The 16,588-nt window shown below is 59.2% G+C and carries 6 protein-coding genes; 2 read left to right on the top strand and 4 right to left on the bottom strand.

The features are described 5' to 3' along the window. Nucleotides 1-253: 253 nt before the first annotated feature. On the bottom strand, nt 254-1,435 hold the full coding sequence (locus XH93_RS09295) for a M20 family metallopeptidase (protein WP_194473256.1): 1,182 nt from the start codon (nt 1,433-1,435) through the stop codon (nt 254-256). Between the two features lie 358 nt (nt 1,436-1,793). Here XH93_RS09295 and XH93_RS09290 point away from each other — a divergent pair. Both XH93_RS09290 and XH93_RS09285 read left to right on the top strand, forming a co-directional pair. Beyond that, nucleotides 1,794-2,557 (top strand): IS5 family transposase gene (locus XH93_RS09290; protein ID WP_194473255.1). Its coding sequence is split into 2 segments (ribosomal slippage): nt 1,794-2,129 and nt 2,132-2,557, totalling 762 coding nucleotides; the frame shifts between segments, so codons are not numbered across the junction. A 221-nt stretch (nt 2,558-2,778) separates the two neighbouring features. Further along, nucleotides 2,779-3,084 carry a hypothetical protein gene (locus XH93_RS09285; protein WP_194473254.1) on the top strand — a complete coding sequence of 102 codons (306 nt, stop codon included), beginning with the start codon at nt 2,779-2,781 and terminating at the stop codon, nt 3,082-3,084. 129 nt (nt 3,085-3,213) lie between these two features. On the opposite strand, the gene xopAD is transcribed toward XH93_RS09285, so the two are convergent. From xopAD to XH93_RS09270, 3 genes are all read right to left on the bottom strand, one after another. Next, nucleotides 3,214-10,677 (bottom strand): XopAD/skwp family type III secretion system effector, encoded by a 7,464-nt coding sequence (xopAD, locus tag XH93_RS09280; protein WP_246799539.1) that lies wholly within the window; start codon nt 10,675-10,677, stop codon nt 3,214-3,216. Between the two features lie 2,136 nt (nt 10,678-12,813). Then, nucleotides 12,814-14,202 (bottom strand): CapA family protein, encoded by a 1,389-nt coding sequence (locus XH93_RS09275; RefSeq protein ID WP_194473252.1) that lies wholly within the window; start codon nt 14,200-14,202, stop codon nt 12,814-12,816. A gap of 639 nt (nt 14,203-14,841) precedes the next feature. Then, entirely contained in the window at nt 14,842-16,353 is a 1,512-nt protein-coding gene (locus XH93_RS09270; protein ID WP_194473251.1) for a porin, read from the bottom strand. Between the last annotated feature and the right edge of the window lie 235 nt (nt 16,354-16,588).

The following is a 16,588-nucleotide window of genomic DNA, read 5'->3' as shown; positions in this document are numbered from 1 at the left end:
GCATCAAGGCAGCAATGCAGCTTGCCAAGCGACTCGTGGAGACGCAATTCCTGCCCATCGATCGGCTTGGAGTACACCAAGGGCTCGACCAAGGAGCCGCCGCGCCCGTCAACGGAGGCAGCGTTGCCTAGCAGCACCGCCCCGACGCCTAGAGCGATAAAAGCAGGACGAGCGCTCCGGGTGTAGCAAATGGTTTTCTTGCGGCGAGTAGTCACGCGACTGGTATTGAGCGCTTGGTGAGGCCGAGGACATTTCATGAATTCAACAGAGCCAGGATGTATCTGACGGCGAGTTCCGTCGCCGGAATGATAATGTCATCGGAAGCTCCGAATGTCGGCGTATGCAAATGCGACTCATTGCCGGACGCACGGCTGCCGAGCCAGAAGTAGATCGACGGCACGGATGCCGAGTAGAATCCGAAGTCGTCACTGCCTCCTGCGCGCTTCTTACTGGTAAAGCCTTCGCAGCCGACCGTCTCATGAACGATCCGTTTGAAGCGCCTCACCATTTCGGCGTCATTGACGACGGCGGGCTCGCCGGCGTGGATAATGCATTCAGCGCGGCCGCGGTGCATCACGGCCACGCCCTCGGCTACTTCGCGCACCCGCTGGCATAGCAGCGCCCTTCGTTCCGGACTGCCAGTCCTGATCGTTCCCTCGACGGCAACCGACGGGCAAATGATGTTGGTTGCATTGCCGCCATGAATGGTACCGATCGTGACGATGGCACCATCATCGACCGGCATTTCGCGAGAGACGACCTTCTGCACTTCGTTGATAAACGCCGCCGCGATGGCGATCGCGTCAACACCTTGATGCGGCGCCGCGCCATGCGCCATCTTGCCGGTGATCGTAAGCTTGAACTGATCGGCAGATTTGGTTATTGCGCCCTCGCACGCATCGAACACGCCGGCAGGGATCTCGGGATTGACGTGAAAGCCGACGGCGCGATCGAAGCCATCCATGAGCCGCTCCGCTTCGACGGTGCGCCCGCCAAGCGGCTCGGCCTCCTCGGCCGGCTGGAAGAATACGCGCAGTCTGCCTGCAAAATTGTCGCGTAGCCGATGAAAGGCCAGAGCAGTGCCAAGTGCAATCGATGCGTGGATGTCATGGCCGCAGGCATGCATAACGCCTTCGACGCGCGAGCAATAGGACAGGTCCGCGCGCGTCTCCTGGATCGGCAACGCATCGATGTCGCCGCGCACCGCAATCGACCGCTTTGGACCGGAGGCACCACCTTCGATGTCGACATAGAGCCCGGTATTGTGGAAGACCTTGACATCTTCGAGGCCAAAGCGCTGGAGTATGTCGCGAATGCGCGCTTGCGTCTTCCACTCCGCATTGGAGAGCTCAGGCTCGCGATGCATGGCATGGCGCAACTCGATCACCGCATCGCGCTCGGCGTTAGAAAGATAGCTGTTGCTGCGCACTGTCATTCGGCTCGTCCTCTTCACGCGCGCCGTTCGACCAGCCAGCACCGCCGTTTGCAAAGTATCTCGTGGCGACGACGAAAATCGACCAAGTTCGATTCCCTACGCATGCATCCAGCTCATTCTTTGGGCTTGGCGCAGAAATTCATCGCGGCTGAGTTGCCCACTATGGCGCTGCAGAAGGGAAGGCCGTTCACACCCAACCAGCTCTGCGCCCTGCCAGCTTCTGCCTCCGGACGCACTGCCCCCGCTCGCCCAGCTGCTGCTGCGGCTCGAGCGCCGGACCAAGGGCGAGGTGGTGTGGACTATAGGGATTCCCTTTTAGGGGCAAATCAGATTCAAGATTGCTTTTGGGGAGGCAGTCTTGGGTGTGATGGATCGGCTGGTGTTGAGCGACGCGGCGTGGGAGCGGATGGCGCCGCTGATCATAGGCCGGCCTGACCAGAAGGGCTCGACCGGCCGCGACAATCGGATGTTCGTGGAGGGTGTGCTTTGGATTGTGCGTACGGGCGCTCCCTGGCGTGATCTTCCGGAGGCGTTCGGAGACTGGAACAGCGTGTTCCGGCGCTTCAGTCGATGGAGCGCCAAAGGCGTCTGGTGCCGCATCTTCGAGGCGATGTCTGACAATCCGGACTTCGAATATCTGATTGTCGATTCCACCATTGTTCGGGCCCACCAGCACGCCGCCGGGGCCAAAAAGGGGGGTCTGAAGATCAAGCGATTGGCCGTTCGCGCGGGGGCCTGAGCACCAAGATACATATCGCTGTTCGAGGCTTGGGATGTCCCGTGCGGTTCACGCTCACCGCAGGTCAGAAGGGTGATGCACCGCAAGCCGCCGCATTGATCGAGGGGTTAGCTGCCGAGGTCGTCATGGCCGACACGGCCTATGACGCCGATCACTTGCGCCAAGCCATCGCCGCCAAGGGGGCTCTTGCCGTCATCCCCAACACCCCGTCCCGCGCGCTCAAAGACCCGCTCGAGAAGTGTCTCTATGCCCAGCGCCACCTCGTCGAATGCTGCTTCTCAAAGCTCAAGCAATTCCGCCGCGTCGCAACCCGCTTCGAAAAGACCGCTCGGAATTATCGGGCGGTCGTCACCCTCGCAGCCATCATTCTCTGGCTGCGGTAAGCGTCTACATCACCTAGCTAGACGATCCTTCCAACTGCGCGGGTCATCATCAAGCAATCGCCGGAGCTCCCCTGGAGAGAACTGCTCTAGGTAAACTGTTCTGGATCGACGGAAACGACTGGTCGAGGCGATTGCCCCCTTGTCCGTGAAGGCCGTCATGCAAGTCTCTTTTTTAGTCGCTGAACCTCCTCTGAAGCAACGGAGACCGGCGAGGCGATCAATTGATCGTCCAGATGATCCAGCACTGGCCGAAGCTCCCCCCCCCGAGAAATCTGCTCTGGATCGAACGCGGCGTGCCCTTGGACGAAAGTCGACCGCGCGGGTTAAATATCTCGCCGTTCCTGAAGCTCCCCGAGTTACGCGCAGCCATCATCAAGCAGTCGCCGGAACTCCCCTGGAGAGAACTGGTCCACGTTGAAAGTAAACTCTTCTGGAACGACAGAGAACGACTGGGCAGGGTGATTGCCCCGTCGGCCGCGAAGCTCATCATGCAAATCCTTCTCCACTCCTCGCGAGATCGCCGATGAGTAGAAGGCGCGTGCATCTTGATCGACCGGGCGGATTTGCAGGAAACGGAGCGAGGCCGTTGCCCTCGTCCGCTCGCTCGGGCGATCCCGACGGCCTGGTCTCGGCCAGAGCCGCTCCGGTCATCTCCATCAGCCCAACTGGGCATAAGCCCTTAGTCGGTTCCCCAGCGCCTGCCGATCGGCCACGAGGTTATTGAGCTGCAGCTGCTCTGGCGACTGTCCTTGCGCCAAATATCCAACCAGCGCTCGCGTGGCGTCCAGCAGAAAGACGCCGCAATCATAGCCGTTCTGCTGCTGGGCCATGGGAGCTATTCTCAGGCGGGCGCCTAGCCTTGCTGTGAGCTCTTCTGCCACGGCCCGGTTGCCACGCCCGCCGGGGTCGTAGTGATAGGCGACCATACTCTGCGGCACGCGGCGATCAACGAGCAACAGCGACCAGTGAGTGCCGCCCCCATCAGTTCCGCCATCGTTCACCGGCAGCAACAGAAACTTGGCTGTATCGTTACCATTCTGGTCACGGACGATCGCCATGAGATTCGCTCGTACGTCGTCCGGGTTCTCGGCCAAGCGCAGAAGTTGAGTTAGCGCGGGTCGGACGAACCGGGTCTGTGCGGCTAGATCCGGATTCTCTCTCTGCAATTCTTCCTCCAGGAGCGCATAATCCGCCGCGATATGCTCGTCGCCCAGCCATTCGTGGGCGTCGAGTGCCAAGCTGCTGCGACCGTGGAGCGCGGCTGTCGGATCCAAGGCGTCGGTGCGAGCGCCGGACGTTTTGGGCGGAAGCACCCTTGACTGGTGATCATCATCATGCAGCACATGCGACGTGGACGGCAAATCAGCCAGAGCCCCAGGACTGCGGTGGATGCCTGACGATGGAGCCCTCGCAGATGACGAGGGGGCTCCCCGCATCTCCTCCATGAGCGCACCCGAAGCTCCCGCCTTCTCAGAGCTTGACGCGACCGCAAGCTTGTAAACCGAGCCGGCCTGCCGAGCGCCCAGCCCTGCGCCAGCGCCGAGATAGGCGTGCACGGCGGCCACGCATGCTTCGGCGTTCATGTTGTTCTTCCTTTTATGGGGCGGAACGACTGTTACATTGGCTTGGCGATAATGCGGCGTGCGCTGCCGCACGATTTCCTCGAAACGCTCCTTCTTCATGGCCGTTTTGTCGGAGCTCTGCAATCCGCTGGTCTGCTCTGCCTGGTCGATCCGCAGCAACGGGCGACTGGTGTCATTTGCAAGGCGCTTCCAGATCTCGCCTCGGTCAGTATCAAGCCAGATCGAGACCGCGTTGTTCAGGATGAGACGTCGGGTTTCTTCATTCTCGAACGCGCCGCCGCCAGTTGCGAGGACGACGTTGCCTTTTTCGACGCACTGCGCGATCAAGCTCGCCTCCCGATCCCTGAACCACTGCTTGCCTTTGTCTTCGGCATCGAAAATTTCCGTGATCGACATGCCGGTCTCTCTCTGAATCTTTTTATCGGAGTCGACGAAGGCGAGCCCGAGGCGCCGCGCGAGAGCGGGACCGATGGAGGACTTGCCGGCGCCCGGCAGTCCGACGAGCACAATCGGCCGCGAGCCGAGCAACGAGACGACCTCTTTGGCCATTGGCGATTTCTCGGGCAGCCGTGGCCGCTCGGCAGCTCGCGGACCAAAACTAGCAGAAGCTCGAGCGTCAAGTTCGACTCCCCAGTGAGGAAGCTCCCTGGCCCCCTCTGGTATCGCCACGTCTCTACAGACCTCTCGTGCACTCTGGGCAAGTTCTTTCGTAGCTTGCTCCAGGGCATCTCCGCTCAGCTCGAGCTTCAGCTTGTCTCGCTTCTTGTAGATATCGTGGTTGGTAAGCTTGGCCTGGTAGCTCTGTGGCGTGTGGAACTCTAGCGCAAAGCGATATCCGTCCGGCGTGGTGAGCACACTGGTGACGCCGATGAAAGTTGGATCTCGCATCCTGAACCAGTTTGTCGTGCTGACCTCGGCGTAGCCCTGCTCGTCAAGCGCCAAAATGGCCTTTTTGAACCCTCGTGCAAAATCCTTGTCGGGGATTTCGAACAGATGCCGGACGGCGTTGCTGATCAGCTGCGTGTCGCCGTCCTTGGGGCTCGTTCCCATCAGCTGGTTTGTCATTGAGCGCGTCGATCTCAACGGTCGATCCGAACGAGGCATGTTTACGTCGATGTCTGCTCGTCTTAGGATCTCGGCGACCCTACGCACCGCTGTGGTAATCCCCTCCTCCTCCGCTGCAGCCCTAGCACGCTCAATTTCTGCGCGATCCGCGGCCTCTTTGGAGTTCATCGGACCGACCGAATCTTCGGCCGTCAGCTGTCGACCAGAGGCTTCCGGCAGGATACGTTTGTCAGTCGCGAGCTTGATGGCGGCTTCCATGACTGAGGCCGTTAGCGTCGGATTGTCCTTCAGATCCTTCAACGAAGCATCGACATCGAACCTGCCGTGGTTGAGCGTGGCCGCTAGGCCTTTGACGTAGGGGACGGATATTAGGCCCGGCGTTTGTTGCAGCAGGCGCCGAAGCTGTTGGCCTTTTTTCAGGAAAAGTTGGGCACTTGTGTCTGATTTATAGGCATCGGTGCCGACCTTGTTGCCGAGGCTAAGAAGATTGATTGCGCTCTGTATGAGGTTGTCCGGCTCGTAGCCATCCGGCTGGGAATCGATGCGTGCAGGGTAATGGTCAAGTAAGGCCTGAACGCGGTCTCGCGGGTGCGCGGAGGCCTGATAGGCTTCGGCCAGGTCCGGTAGCAAATCCGAAACTGCCTGGCTCACACCGTGGCCGGCGTGGGTGTCGCGTTCGACCGCCTCGAGCGGGAGGGCCCCATTCGCATCGGCAGCCCAAGCCTCCAGGTCGGCCGCGAGCAATTCGTTGATCTCGCGAGCGACCGGATGCTCTGCGAGCTCGATCTCCCGCATCACACTTTCAAGCTGGGGCTGGATATCTTCCTCGCTCACCTCTTCCTGATTCAACAAGTCACGTATGGCTCTCCTGAGCTCGTGGTGAATACCTTCGTAGGTACCAAAAATGGCCCGCTCGGAAAACCAGCGCCGGGCTTGGTCGGGTTGAGCCAGAAAATCTCGCTGCAAGGTGCTAAAGTTTTCCAAAGTGTCCTGCGTGGCAGCGAGGATCTGGCTGGCACGACTAAAATTGTACCTTCCGTCCTCGATGGCGGGGGTATGCGATTTGGGCGGCTTGAGCGAGCGGGCTGCGCGAGCTTGCTCCGCCTCATCGAACCGGCGAACATGCTCATAGAGCTGCGGCCGGTCGCCGATAATGATAACCGTATCCCCATCGAAGTCGCCGTCGAGTTTTTTTTGTTCATCGGGCGGCACGGCCACCAAGGACCCCGGAGCGAACACCTCGGTCGCCTGGAGGATGCCGACGCCATCAATTGGCGTCTCCGCCGTGACCCGCTGCTTGCGGCTGGTCCAGGCCGAATGGGACTTGACGTCTTCCGCCGACAATACCATCGCACGATCTCGGTAGTTCGCCGGCCACATCTCGTCAGGCACTACGATGAGAATGCCTTTGGCGAAAAAAGTCGGATCATCGCTCGCCAGTTGCTCCCCCGACTTCTCGGCGACATTGAAGCTGTATTGGATGGCCACGCATTTATCGAGAAATGCCGAAGTTGCGTCGCCATCGGCTGACGACTTGACTCGTTCAGGGCTTAATGGGCGTAAGTTTGGCTTATCGTACGGAGAACGGCCGATCAGCACGCCAGCCGCACCCGTCAGTCCCTCGCTCTTAAGCTTAGGCACATGCACACGGCCATCATTGGATGGCACGGCAACCGCGCCGGGGGCTTCGATGCGTCCGGCCGTCACGATGCGATACAACTCTTCGGAGCTCAGCGGTTCTCCTTTTTTAGTCTCAAGCCAACTGTTGGCTTTCTCGCGCGCCTCTTCTGCCACCCTCTCGCTTCGCGAATAATATTGCAGGGCCGCGGCGGGGAGCGATGATTTCTTTCCCTCTGCGAATGCAGGCACCCGATCAGGACCATCTCGCCGGCCAGCGCGCCGAACAGCTAGCATACGCTCCGCCAGAGAGGCTCTGATGAAGCCGGAACCGTCATGCGGCCGTAAAGCTATCGGGCCTTCCGTTCCAATCAGCTTGAAAGGATGCTCCTCGCCGGCAGGGCGGTCCGGCAACAGCGACAATTTGAAATTGCCCTCCAGCGCATAGTCACGAGGGCCTAGATCGTCCATGGCAGGAGGGGCAGCAAAGCCCCTGCGCTGCGTGTAGTAATAGGCCTCTTTAAAGGGCGCCCAGGCGCGCGATAGCTGCTCGAACGCCGTACCCGGTGCGGTTTCGGCATACGGGATTGCCAACAGCTTCCCCCCGGAAGCCTTGCGGCCTCGCTCGCCCGGAGCGACGGCGGCGATTTGCGACAGGGTCGGCTTCGGTGCCTTTAACTTGCTTCCGCCGAACAGGTCCATGCGGTAAGGTATATCATCGACACAGAACACGCGCCTTAGCATGAACGGGCTCGGCTTTCCCGGCAGTTGGACCGCGACCATCGGAATTGCTCCCGAGGTCAAGCGATGAAAGATCGAATATCGCTGCTCGGGCTGCGTGGCCAGCCGCCGCCCCTGCAGGTCAACGACCGGCAACTGCATCAGTCCCGCCTCACCTTCGGGCGGTCTGGGCTCGTGATCCATCGTTCGTAGTACTTGATGCATGTCAAAGATGGACGGCGGATGCTGGTTCCGGATTGTCCCCTCATCCAGCGTCATGAACGAGTCGAGCGCGTCAATCGCATCGTCCCCTTCGATCTGCGCAATCAGATTCCAGCTCATGTTGGAAAGATCGCTCTCGATGAAGTTCCGCGCCTCCGCCAGGATTTTCTTTGTCTCACGCTCCAGCTGTTGCCGCCTCGTAGTCAAGTCAGACTTCGTACCTTCGACATACGGTCGTTGGTACAAACTCGCCAGGACCTCACGTGCCTTGAGCACTTGAAAGATCGACAGCGCGGGACGGCGACTCGATAACGAGGCGCGGCTCCGCCGCTCGGTATTGCTTGCTTGTAGATACGCGCGGACCTTCTGCTCCAAACCTGGCTGGAGATCGTTCAGCAGGTTTAGCGCTTGCCTGCGGTGCCAGAGCATCGATTTCTCCGGGCTGCGGGCCAATGGCAGCAGAGCGATACAAAGGTTACCCATGGATTCGAGGTTGTTCTCTGCGGCAAAACCAGGGGCATGAGCCAATTCCTCGAGCCGACCTAACCCCGTCGATGCGAGCAAAGCGAGTTCGTCGAACAGTCGAGCCTTTCCCAGCGACTTGAAGATGCTGGTTATGCTCAACAGGTCGGCCTGCTCGAGCCGATCATTTGCATAATTCAAGTAATGCACCTGCTGCTGCAGCCGGTCTTTCAGCAGGCTGGCCTCAGCAATGTCTCCAGCTTCCTCCGCCCTTATGAAACTTAGCCCTAAGGCATTGGCTATCCTGCTGAGGTCAGGCGTTGTGAAAGCGGCGAATCGCTGGCCTCCTCGACCCAGGTCGCGCGCCAGATGCACGATCGCCTGACTACATGCCGCCTCCCCGCGCCATTTGATGAAGCTGTTCATCAGGTCGGCCTGTTGCTGCGGAGTAAAATCGGACAGCCGGCGGCGGAGCATCTCCCGAGCGATAGCGACTGCGGCTTGGGAACAGTCTTCGTCTGACCGCCACTTGCTGAAGCCGTTCGTCAGGTTTGTCAGCTCCAGGCTATTAAAGTCGCAGAGCCTGTGGCGGTCGAGAACATCGCGGGCGATTGCGGCTGTTGCTTGGCGGCAGATCTCCTCTTTCGGCCACTTGCTAAAGCCATTCACCAGACTTGAGGACTCCCGTCGGGTAAGCCACAAGGCCCGATCGGGGCGATTGAGGATCTCGTCGGCGACGGCAATTGAGGCTTGAAGAGTCGACGTGCGGTCAGGCCATTTGCTGAACGCATTCACCAGGTTCGCAAGCGAGGTCTCAGCAAAGCCAGAGAGCCGGCCGTGGCGGCCAGCACGGTCAAGGATCTCCTCTGCCACTGCGACCGTGGCTTCCTCGCAAGCCGGCTCTTTAGGCCACTTGCTAAAACCGTTGACCAGGTTGGCCAGATCCTGCTGGCTGCAATGAGATAGGCGGTCGGGGAAACCGATGATCTCCTCTGCGACGGCGGCAACCGCTTTGCGACAGATCATCTCTTGCGGCCACTTGCTGAAGCCGTTCACTAGGTTCGCCAGGCAGAGCTCGGTAAAGCCAGAAAGGCCGTCGGGTCCGCAGGCGAGCTCAATAATTTCAGGAGCAATGGCTAGCGCGCCTGCGTGACATCCAGAGTCATGCGGCCACTTGCTGAAACCGTTCACCAGGAGGGCCAAGCTCGGCCGAGTGATCCCGCGCAGACGAGTGCGGAGGAGCTCACCAGCGAGTGCGGCTGTGCCCGCTCTACAGTGCGCTTCCTCGGGCCACTTGCTGAAACCGTTCACCAGGTTTACCAAAGCCTGTGGGGTGAAATCACGTAACTTCCGCCGTTGGATCTCCCGGGCGATTGCCACTGTGGCCTCTCGGCAGTCTTCTTTTCTCGGCCATTTGCTGAAGCCATTTACCAGGAGGGCCAGGTTCTGCGGAGCGAAGTCAGAGAGCCGGCGACCAACAACTTCGGCGGCAATTGCGATCGCCGCTCGGCGCGCAGGCCGCCGGTCGGACCACTTACTGAAACCGTTCACCAGGTTTGCCAAGCCTTGTGGGTCGAACTCACCCAGTTGGCGGCGCGTCACCTCGCTGGCGATCGAGAGTGCGGCGCTCTCGCACCTTGCTTCTTCCGGCCATTTGCTGAAACCGTTGACTAGGTTCGTAAGTGCCTGAGAATTATAATCCGAAAGTTGCGCGCGACCAAATACCTCATCGGCAATCGCGGCAGTGGCCTTGCGACAGATGGCCTCCTTCGGCCACTTGCATAAAGTGTTCACCAAACCGGGCAGTCGCTGCTGAGTGATATCTGAGAGCCCCCTGTTTTTAGCGCGGCGAAGGAGCTCGGTGGCTATCGCGATCATGCCTTCGCGACACTCCGTCCTTTCCGGCCATTTGCTGAACCCATTCGCGAGCGATGAAAGACTGAGATCATTCAGATGCTGGAGCGTCAGATTTTCTTCGCAAAAGAATTTCGCGATCCTGATCGTTGCATTACGGCATGTCGTCGATGCTGGATGCCGTCCGAATGAAACCGCAAATAGCGAAAGCGCCTTCAGCTCAACTTTCCTCATGAGTGCGTCGTCAAGCTGCGAGACGTGAGCTGCCATCGCCTTGCACGCATCTATACCCGCCTGACCTCCGGCCTCCCGGCTCACCGCATTGCAGGTGAGGGCGTAACCCCAGCTTTGGTTATCGCGTACATTGTCCTCCCATCGAGGTATAAAATCACCTTCAAACAGAGCCGCGGCCCGTTCCAGGAAAGTTGCAACGATCGGCATCCTCAGCTGTTTTGCATAGTCCACGACGGCAATTGAGAATGCGTGGAAGTCACGAGCGCGACAAGCGCGGTCAAGCGTCTCCATCCCCTTACGAAGAGACGAGCGCTCGAGGTCCGCACGTCCACGCGCTTCCTGACCATGCGCCTTGTCCGGCACCAGCTCGCTGATGCGCCGCTTGACTGGCCCGCCCCGCAGGTCGGGCCCGGGCCGCTCAGATTGAATGAGAGCGTCTCTTTGCAAGCTCCCAGACGTTCGATCGGCTTGCAATTCTTCGTCGTCCAGAGCGGAGCTCGGGTCGCGATTTAGCCGGTCAAGATCTGATCTAAACCGGCGGCTCTGGCTCTCGGCGGCGACATCGCCGATACGACGTCGCTTCGGTTCACTCCCTCTGTCGGACATGCCTCGTTTGTGACGAGCTATCCCCTCTGTTTGCGAAGTCGCGGGTTCTTGATCTGGATGCCAGCGTTCAGCTCCAAAAACCGACGATTCCTGTCCCTGAGTGAGGGCGTCACGGTAAGATGGATAGGTTCGCTCCTGAAGATTGCGCCCGTACAGCCCGTCGAAACGTTGCCTTCCCGCCTGAGCTCGAAAGGCAGCCACCGATGGTTCCTCCGCGCTGAGAGCGCCAGCGTGCAAACCCTCGCGCCCTCGACCAACCCGACGATGTTCGCCGTCAGAGCGCTCCGAGGTTTGCTCTCGATGTGGTACGCCGCACTGCTCAGGCTTGGAGCGAACATCCTCCAAGACAGAGCCGAATGATTGGCCTCGAGCTTCTGCGGCTAATTCATTGCGCTCACCATCGACCCGCGGGCTCGCGTCGGCTTCGTAGCCCGGCATGTTCGATCGCCACCGGTCGTGAATGCGCGTCAAGATTCATCTCCCATGCAGTTGAGGACCTGTAAGCACCGGCAGTTGGCGCGAGCCTGCACCGCGATGCGCGTTGTTGAGCAAATTATAGAAGGCACCAGGCTGAACCGTTACTCAGCCGGCCGAGGCGAACCGGTCAGGCGTGAGGCCCCACTGTGAGAGCGATCGCCCATCAGATCCCGGGCCGATTCGTGGACGTGTTCTGCAATGATGCTGCAGCTGGAGCGCCACAACCGTCGAGGCACACGCAATACCCACCGCTTGGACGACAGGCTCGATTTTCAAGGAAGTGCGATGCAACACTCAATCAACCGCTCGTTTCGCCGGCTGGCGGCCGAGCGGCCTCGCTTGCCCAGAAGCTGGTTCGATAGGCGGCGATCAGCATAGCCGTCCTCACCTGGTGTCAACGCTCGCCGCGTGTTTTTCCGTGCGAAGCCTGATGCCCGCACCCATCCATGATAGCCCGACGCTTTAGCTGTCGGAGCTGACAACAAGCTGACGAAGTCGCTACGAGTAGCGCCACCATCACAAATTATGGACTGGGTTGCGAAACAGCTGATCGATGGTAGATTAATGTTTGCTACAAGCCCTCTCAATGTAGCAACGCTCAGCCATCGAGAAGCTGACGCGCCTCAGGAAGCCTGTGATCAGCCATGGACCCAATGCATTCCGGAGGCTGTGACGTCCGCTGTCCAGCGAGATCTCGGTTCGCAAGGCTCAGTCCGCCTTGTGAAGAGATCGCTGATCAGTCGTCGGTCCATGAAACGTCGCGTCTGGCTCGGCTGTCCTCGGTCCCGAGCAACATATCAGCATGTCGTTGGAAACAAGAGCAAGCGCTCCGTGCCGAGGTGCCGCGCAGCTTACTCGGTGCGGCTCGCTGCGGTTGGAGCATGGCGTCTCATTTCAAAGCTAAGTTCCTGAGATTGGAGCGAGTGTTCAAAAGGCTCAAATGTCTCCATCAAGCTCACCTTCAGCGGTGTTCTTCCGCAAACCGAGAGGCCGAGCGCGGGCCTTCTTCCAGAAGCTGACTAGGATCCGACGACCTGAGGATAGCCATGGATTGCGCACGCTGTGGCGTCCGACGTCTAGTGAGAGATGGTTGCAAACCTGCTTCCCGCAACAGGAGTGCGAAGACTCCCGTCCCCTCGCTTCGCAGGTCCCCCTGATATCCAAGCGCCTCCATAAGTCGGCTTAAAGCGCCATAGTTCTCCCTGGCCAAAATGGAGTGTCCCACCTAACTAGACGTCTCCAAGACCGGAAGGGTATGGCCCGATCAAGGCTTGGGTAGATTGCGGCATTCTCGCGCAACATCCGCTGAATCAACATGACTATCGCCGCACGTTCGAACGGTTAGCTGATATTGGAGCATGCCATTGAGATGGAGCTCGCTCTGATCAAACCACACAGTGCTGTCACCAAGTGGTGTCATCGCGACGAATCGGGCGGTAGCTTGATAATCCCAACTTCGTTCTCGATGACGATCTGCGTCCCAAATGGCTGCGAAAGCATCTGTAACCGCTCCAGAATGACCTTTGCTCGGTGAGCAGAGGCAAGGCGCGGGACACCCCGGTTCGCAAGTCTGTTGCCGTGACCAAGCTCGATCGGGATAAGCCGCAACTCGGCGAGGTGGTTCTGCTCAAATCGACTGATGGTGACAACGCTCTCATAGAACACGGGATCTGAAAATCCCGGATCTGATTCGTATCCTCCTCCCATTTCGGCTGCTGTCACTTCCGCATCCGTATCGCGGCTTGGATCCTTGCCCTGAGCGGCAAACATGTCCGCTCCTATTGGGGTCCTAAGATCATCCATGATGAAGTTTCCGAGGCTATATAAGATCGGCCGTCCCTTGTAGATCTCGATGCCTCGCAATTGGTGCGGTCCATGGCCAACATATGCGTCGGCGCCGGCATCGATTAGCCTATGCGCAAAAGCCTGTTCGTAGTCAGCCGGCTCCTGGCTCCAATTTCCCGGCTCGTGGCCGTGGTTGGTGATGATGCAAAAGTCGGCAAACTGCTTACCCTGGCGTACATTTCGAAGAATGCCAGTGACGTCACCCGAGTCGGCTTGATAGCTGTAACCGGGTTTATCGCCCGCCTTGTATGTCGTTCCGGCAAGCACGACCGGACCTGAATTGTCACAGCCGTGCCAGAAGCCCGGCAGCGCGTTGCGGACCCGCCTCAAGCTATCGAGCATTTCTGATGGAACCACGATGCTGCGCGCCAAACGAAGGCTATTGAGTCCCGGCCTGCCTGGCGCCTCGCCGGCAGCATCGCAAGCTCGCGAAAGCGGCGTGAATGTCGAGGCCGTCGACACCAACGCCACGCGGCCCCGAGCCGTCTCAAGAAAGCGACTAGCACTGGCTTGCGCGAGATTCTCACCAACGCCGGCATGGACGATCCCGTTCTGATCGAGCGCTTGGCTGGTTTCGCGCATGCCCTCAACACCCCAGTCAAGCGAATGGTTGTTCGCACGAGCCACGATGTTGAATCCCATTTCCCTCAAATCAGGGCCGAGCTCCGGCAGGCTGATGTGGTACGCACCGCCGTACTCAGCCTGCGGACTTCCCTTGAAGCTGCGAATGTCAATGATGCTGGTTTCCATATTGCCAAACGTCACATCAGCGTCACGAAGGATCGCAACGAGCGCGGCGAAATCGGGATCCCGTCTTTTGGTAAGCGCGCGCGTTACAATGAGGTCGCCAACCGCCACCATGGTGAAGCCATCAGCAACGTTTGTTGCTATCGAACCGACGATATCATAGTGACCGTCCCGCAGGTCCGGATGACGAACGTTCTTTGGCTCTTCGCTCATAGGCTCCTCCACAGGCGGACTCTTTATAGCTAAGTTCATCAAGCTTGGCGTCTACTTCTTGTCGCAATCAATGTTCGCAATCGCGGCGCGCCCAACCGCCCCCGTCAGCCGGCCCACGCTTCCATCAAAATGGCCGTGGTCTTGAAGCAGATCATACAGTTATTCCCTTGCCCGTCCTTTCCGCCAATCCGCGCAACGTAAGCCGAAGTCCTAGTCTTTAGCCGTATCGCGCGATGAGTTTGAGCAAGCCCGTGCGTCAGCGCCGCCCGCATCAATCTGTTCGAGAGTTTCGCCCCCTTTGCCACCTGTCGCTACACTTCGCCTGCCGATCACGATCCTGCGCTTTTCAAAGCGGGCTCTGCCAACGACGCAGTCAGGCGCCAAACACCTTACTTCAGCGAGACTAACTGACGTTCCATGACTAACTGACGTTCCATATTGAGACCCGTGTCCGAGAACCATTTGCGGCGGCATCCGCACCGCTTTCAGACGGCGGGCGTGCAAGTGGATTTCAAGTCATCGCGTACTAAAACTGAATTCTAAAAGGCCTCCGGCGGGCATGCCGGAGGCCTTCTTGGAGGTCAGACTTGGTCAATCGAGCCGTTCCGTTTTCTCCTTTCCGTCAGGTGACTTAAAACCTCACCAGTTGCGCTGTGCGCGCAGCAGAAGCGTAAGGCTGTTCTGGTCCTTCAGTTCATAAGTAGCACCTGGCTTGGCGATTATTGACTGCACTGGCAGCGCCACCGTGCTTCCGCTCGCATACTTCTGGTCGAGCATGGTGTAAGCCAAGTCTGCGGAGAACGTCAGGTTCTTGACCGGAGTCCAGCCAGTCACCAAACCGACAACTGCGTAGTTGAAATCAGGGTTGCAGCCGGCGGCGCCGCTTGACAGCGCAAGCGCTGCGACGAACGCGCCGCAAATATAGCTCTTGGCCGTGTTGTTATATCGCACAGCCGCCCACGCGCCATAGACGCTGGTGGCCCAGCGCGGATCCCAATTGTGGGTGTAGCCGCCGCGGAAGCCGTAGGTCGTGGTCAATTCCTGGCCGGAGCCCGCGACGAACACAGAGTCAGAAAGACCACCAAGTCCAACGCTCTGATACGCGCCTGCGATCCCCGTGCCGCCGTACATTGCGTAGGTCGCCGACATATAGTCCTGGAAATTGTAACGGCTCGCGCCTTTCGTATAAGCGCCCGTTAAGTTGATTGTATCACCCGGACCTGTGGGAATGTTCTTGATCGACAAGGCCAGCTGACCGGCCCAACCCCACTTGTCGGCCGGATGGCCCGTCGTTTCGTCGGCGCCGTAATAGGCGGCGTGATTGTTGTGCGCGGCAACCGCCGCCTGGAACAGGCCCCAAGCCTGATCAACGCGAAGCATAGCAACAAAATCGGGCGATGCGGTGCCGGCGATGTCATTTCCACCATATGCACCGGTCGCCAGACCTGCGGCCGTGGCGGCGCTCACGTTCCAAATGTTGCTAGTGTCGTGCTGAACTTGATCCTGAGCCGAGAACGAGACGCTGACGCCTTGACCGAAGTCTGCAGTATAGGTGAATTGATTGACAGGATCCCAGCCGCCGCCGCCCGGCAGACCGTCAAAATTGTTGCCCGGATAGTTCGCCCAAGGAGTTGAGAATTGCGACTGCGCCTTACCAAAGGTGAACCCGCCAAACTGGATAAAGGCGTAGTAGACACCGAGCGTACCACCAGCGACGGCCGCTCCACTGTATGCGGTCGAACCATTAGAGGCAGTCGTACCGCCCCCCGAATAGCCACCTGAATTCCAGTTGAATACGCCATCGAAGAACGTGCGCACCACGCCGTACTCTGTCTGGGTGCGCGTGTCGATCGACAGATCTTCACGCGAGGCAGTGCTGTAGTAATTCCGCAGGCGATTTTGCGCACCACCTACCCCGCTGTTGGCCGCGTCATAGACGCTGTTTGTAGCCAACCCCACTTGCACACGCAGATAACCACCGAGCTTGATGCAAGTATCGGTGCCCGGAATGTAGTAGAAGCCCGGCCCGTGAAGAGAGCATGCTTTCACGTACTCGATCGCTTTGGCCTTCACGGGTAGATCGGCGGCCTGCGCGCCAGCGCCCATGAACAGTGTCGCAGAACACAGGACAAGACTCGTCGTCAGTTTCATCGATGAACCTCCAAGCTTGAAACATGTTGGAAACATGGGTCCCGTCCATCAAAGATCCTTCGCCGCTAGATCCGCGCGAGGGATGGTGCTTGGACGGGACGACTTCGAGGCCCCCCTCGATGTCTGACGAAAACCTTACTAAGTTACCGAAGTCGAGCTTCGTCGATCTCGGCCGTTGGAACTCTTAAATTCTGCGCACAATTGACAGGGTGCGCAGCTTTTGTGCGCCTGCGCG

The sequence above is a fragment of the Bradyrhizobium sp. CCBAU 51753 genome (genome assembly GCF_015291565.1).
In the GTDB taxonomy this organism is placed as follows: Bacteria; Pseudomonadota; Alphaproteobacteria; order Rhizobiales; family Xanthobacteraceae; genus Bradyrhizobium; species Bradyrhizobium ivorense.
This window is presented reverse-complemented; position numbering and strand designations above follow the sequence as displayed.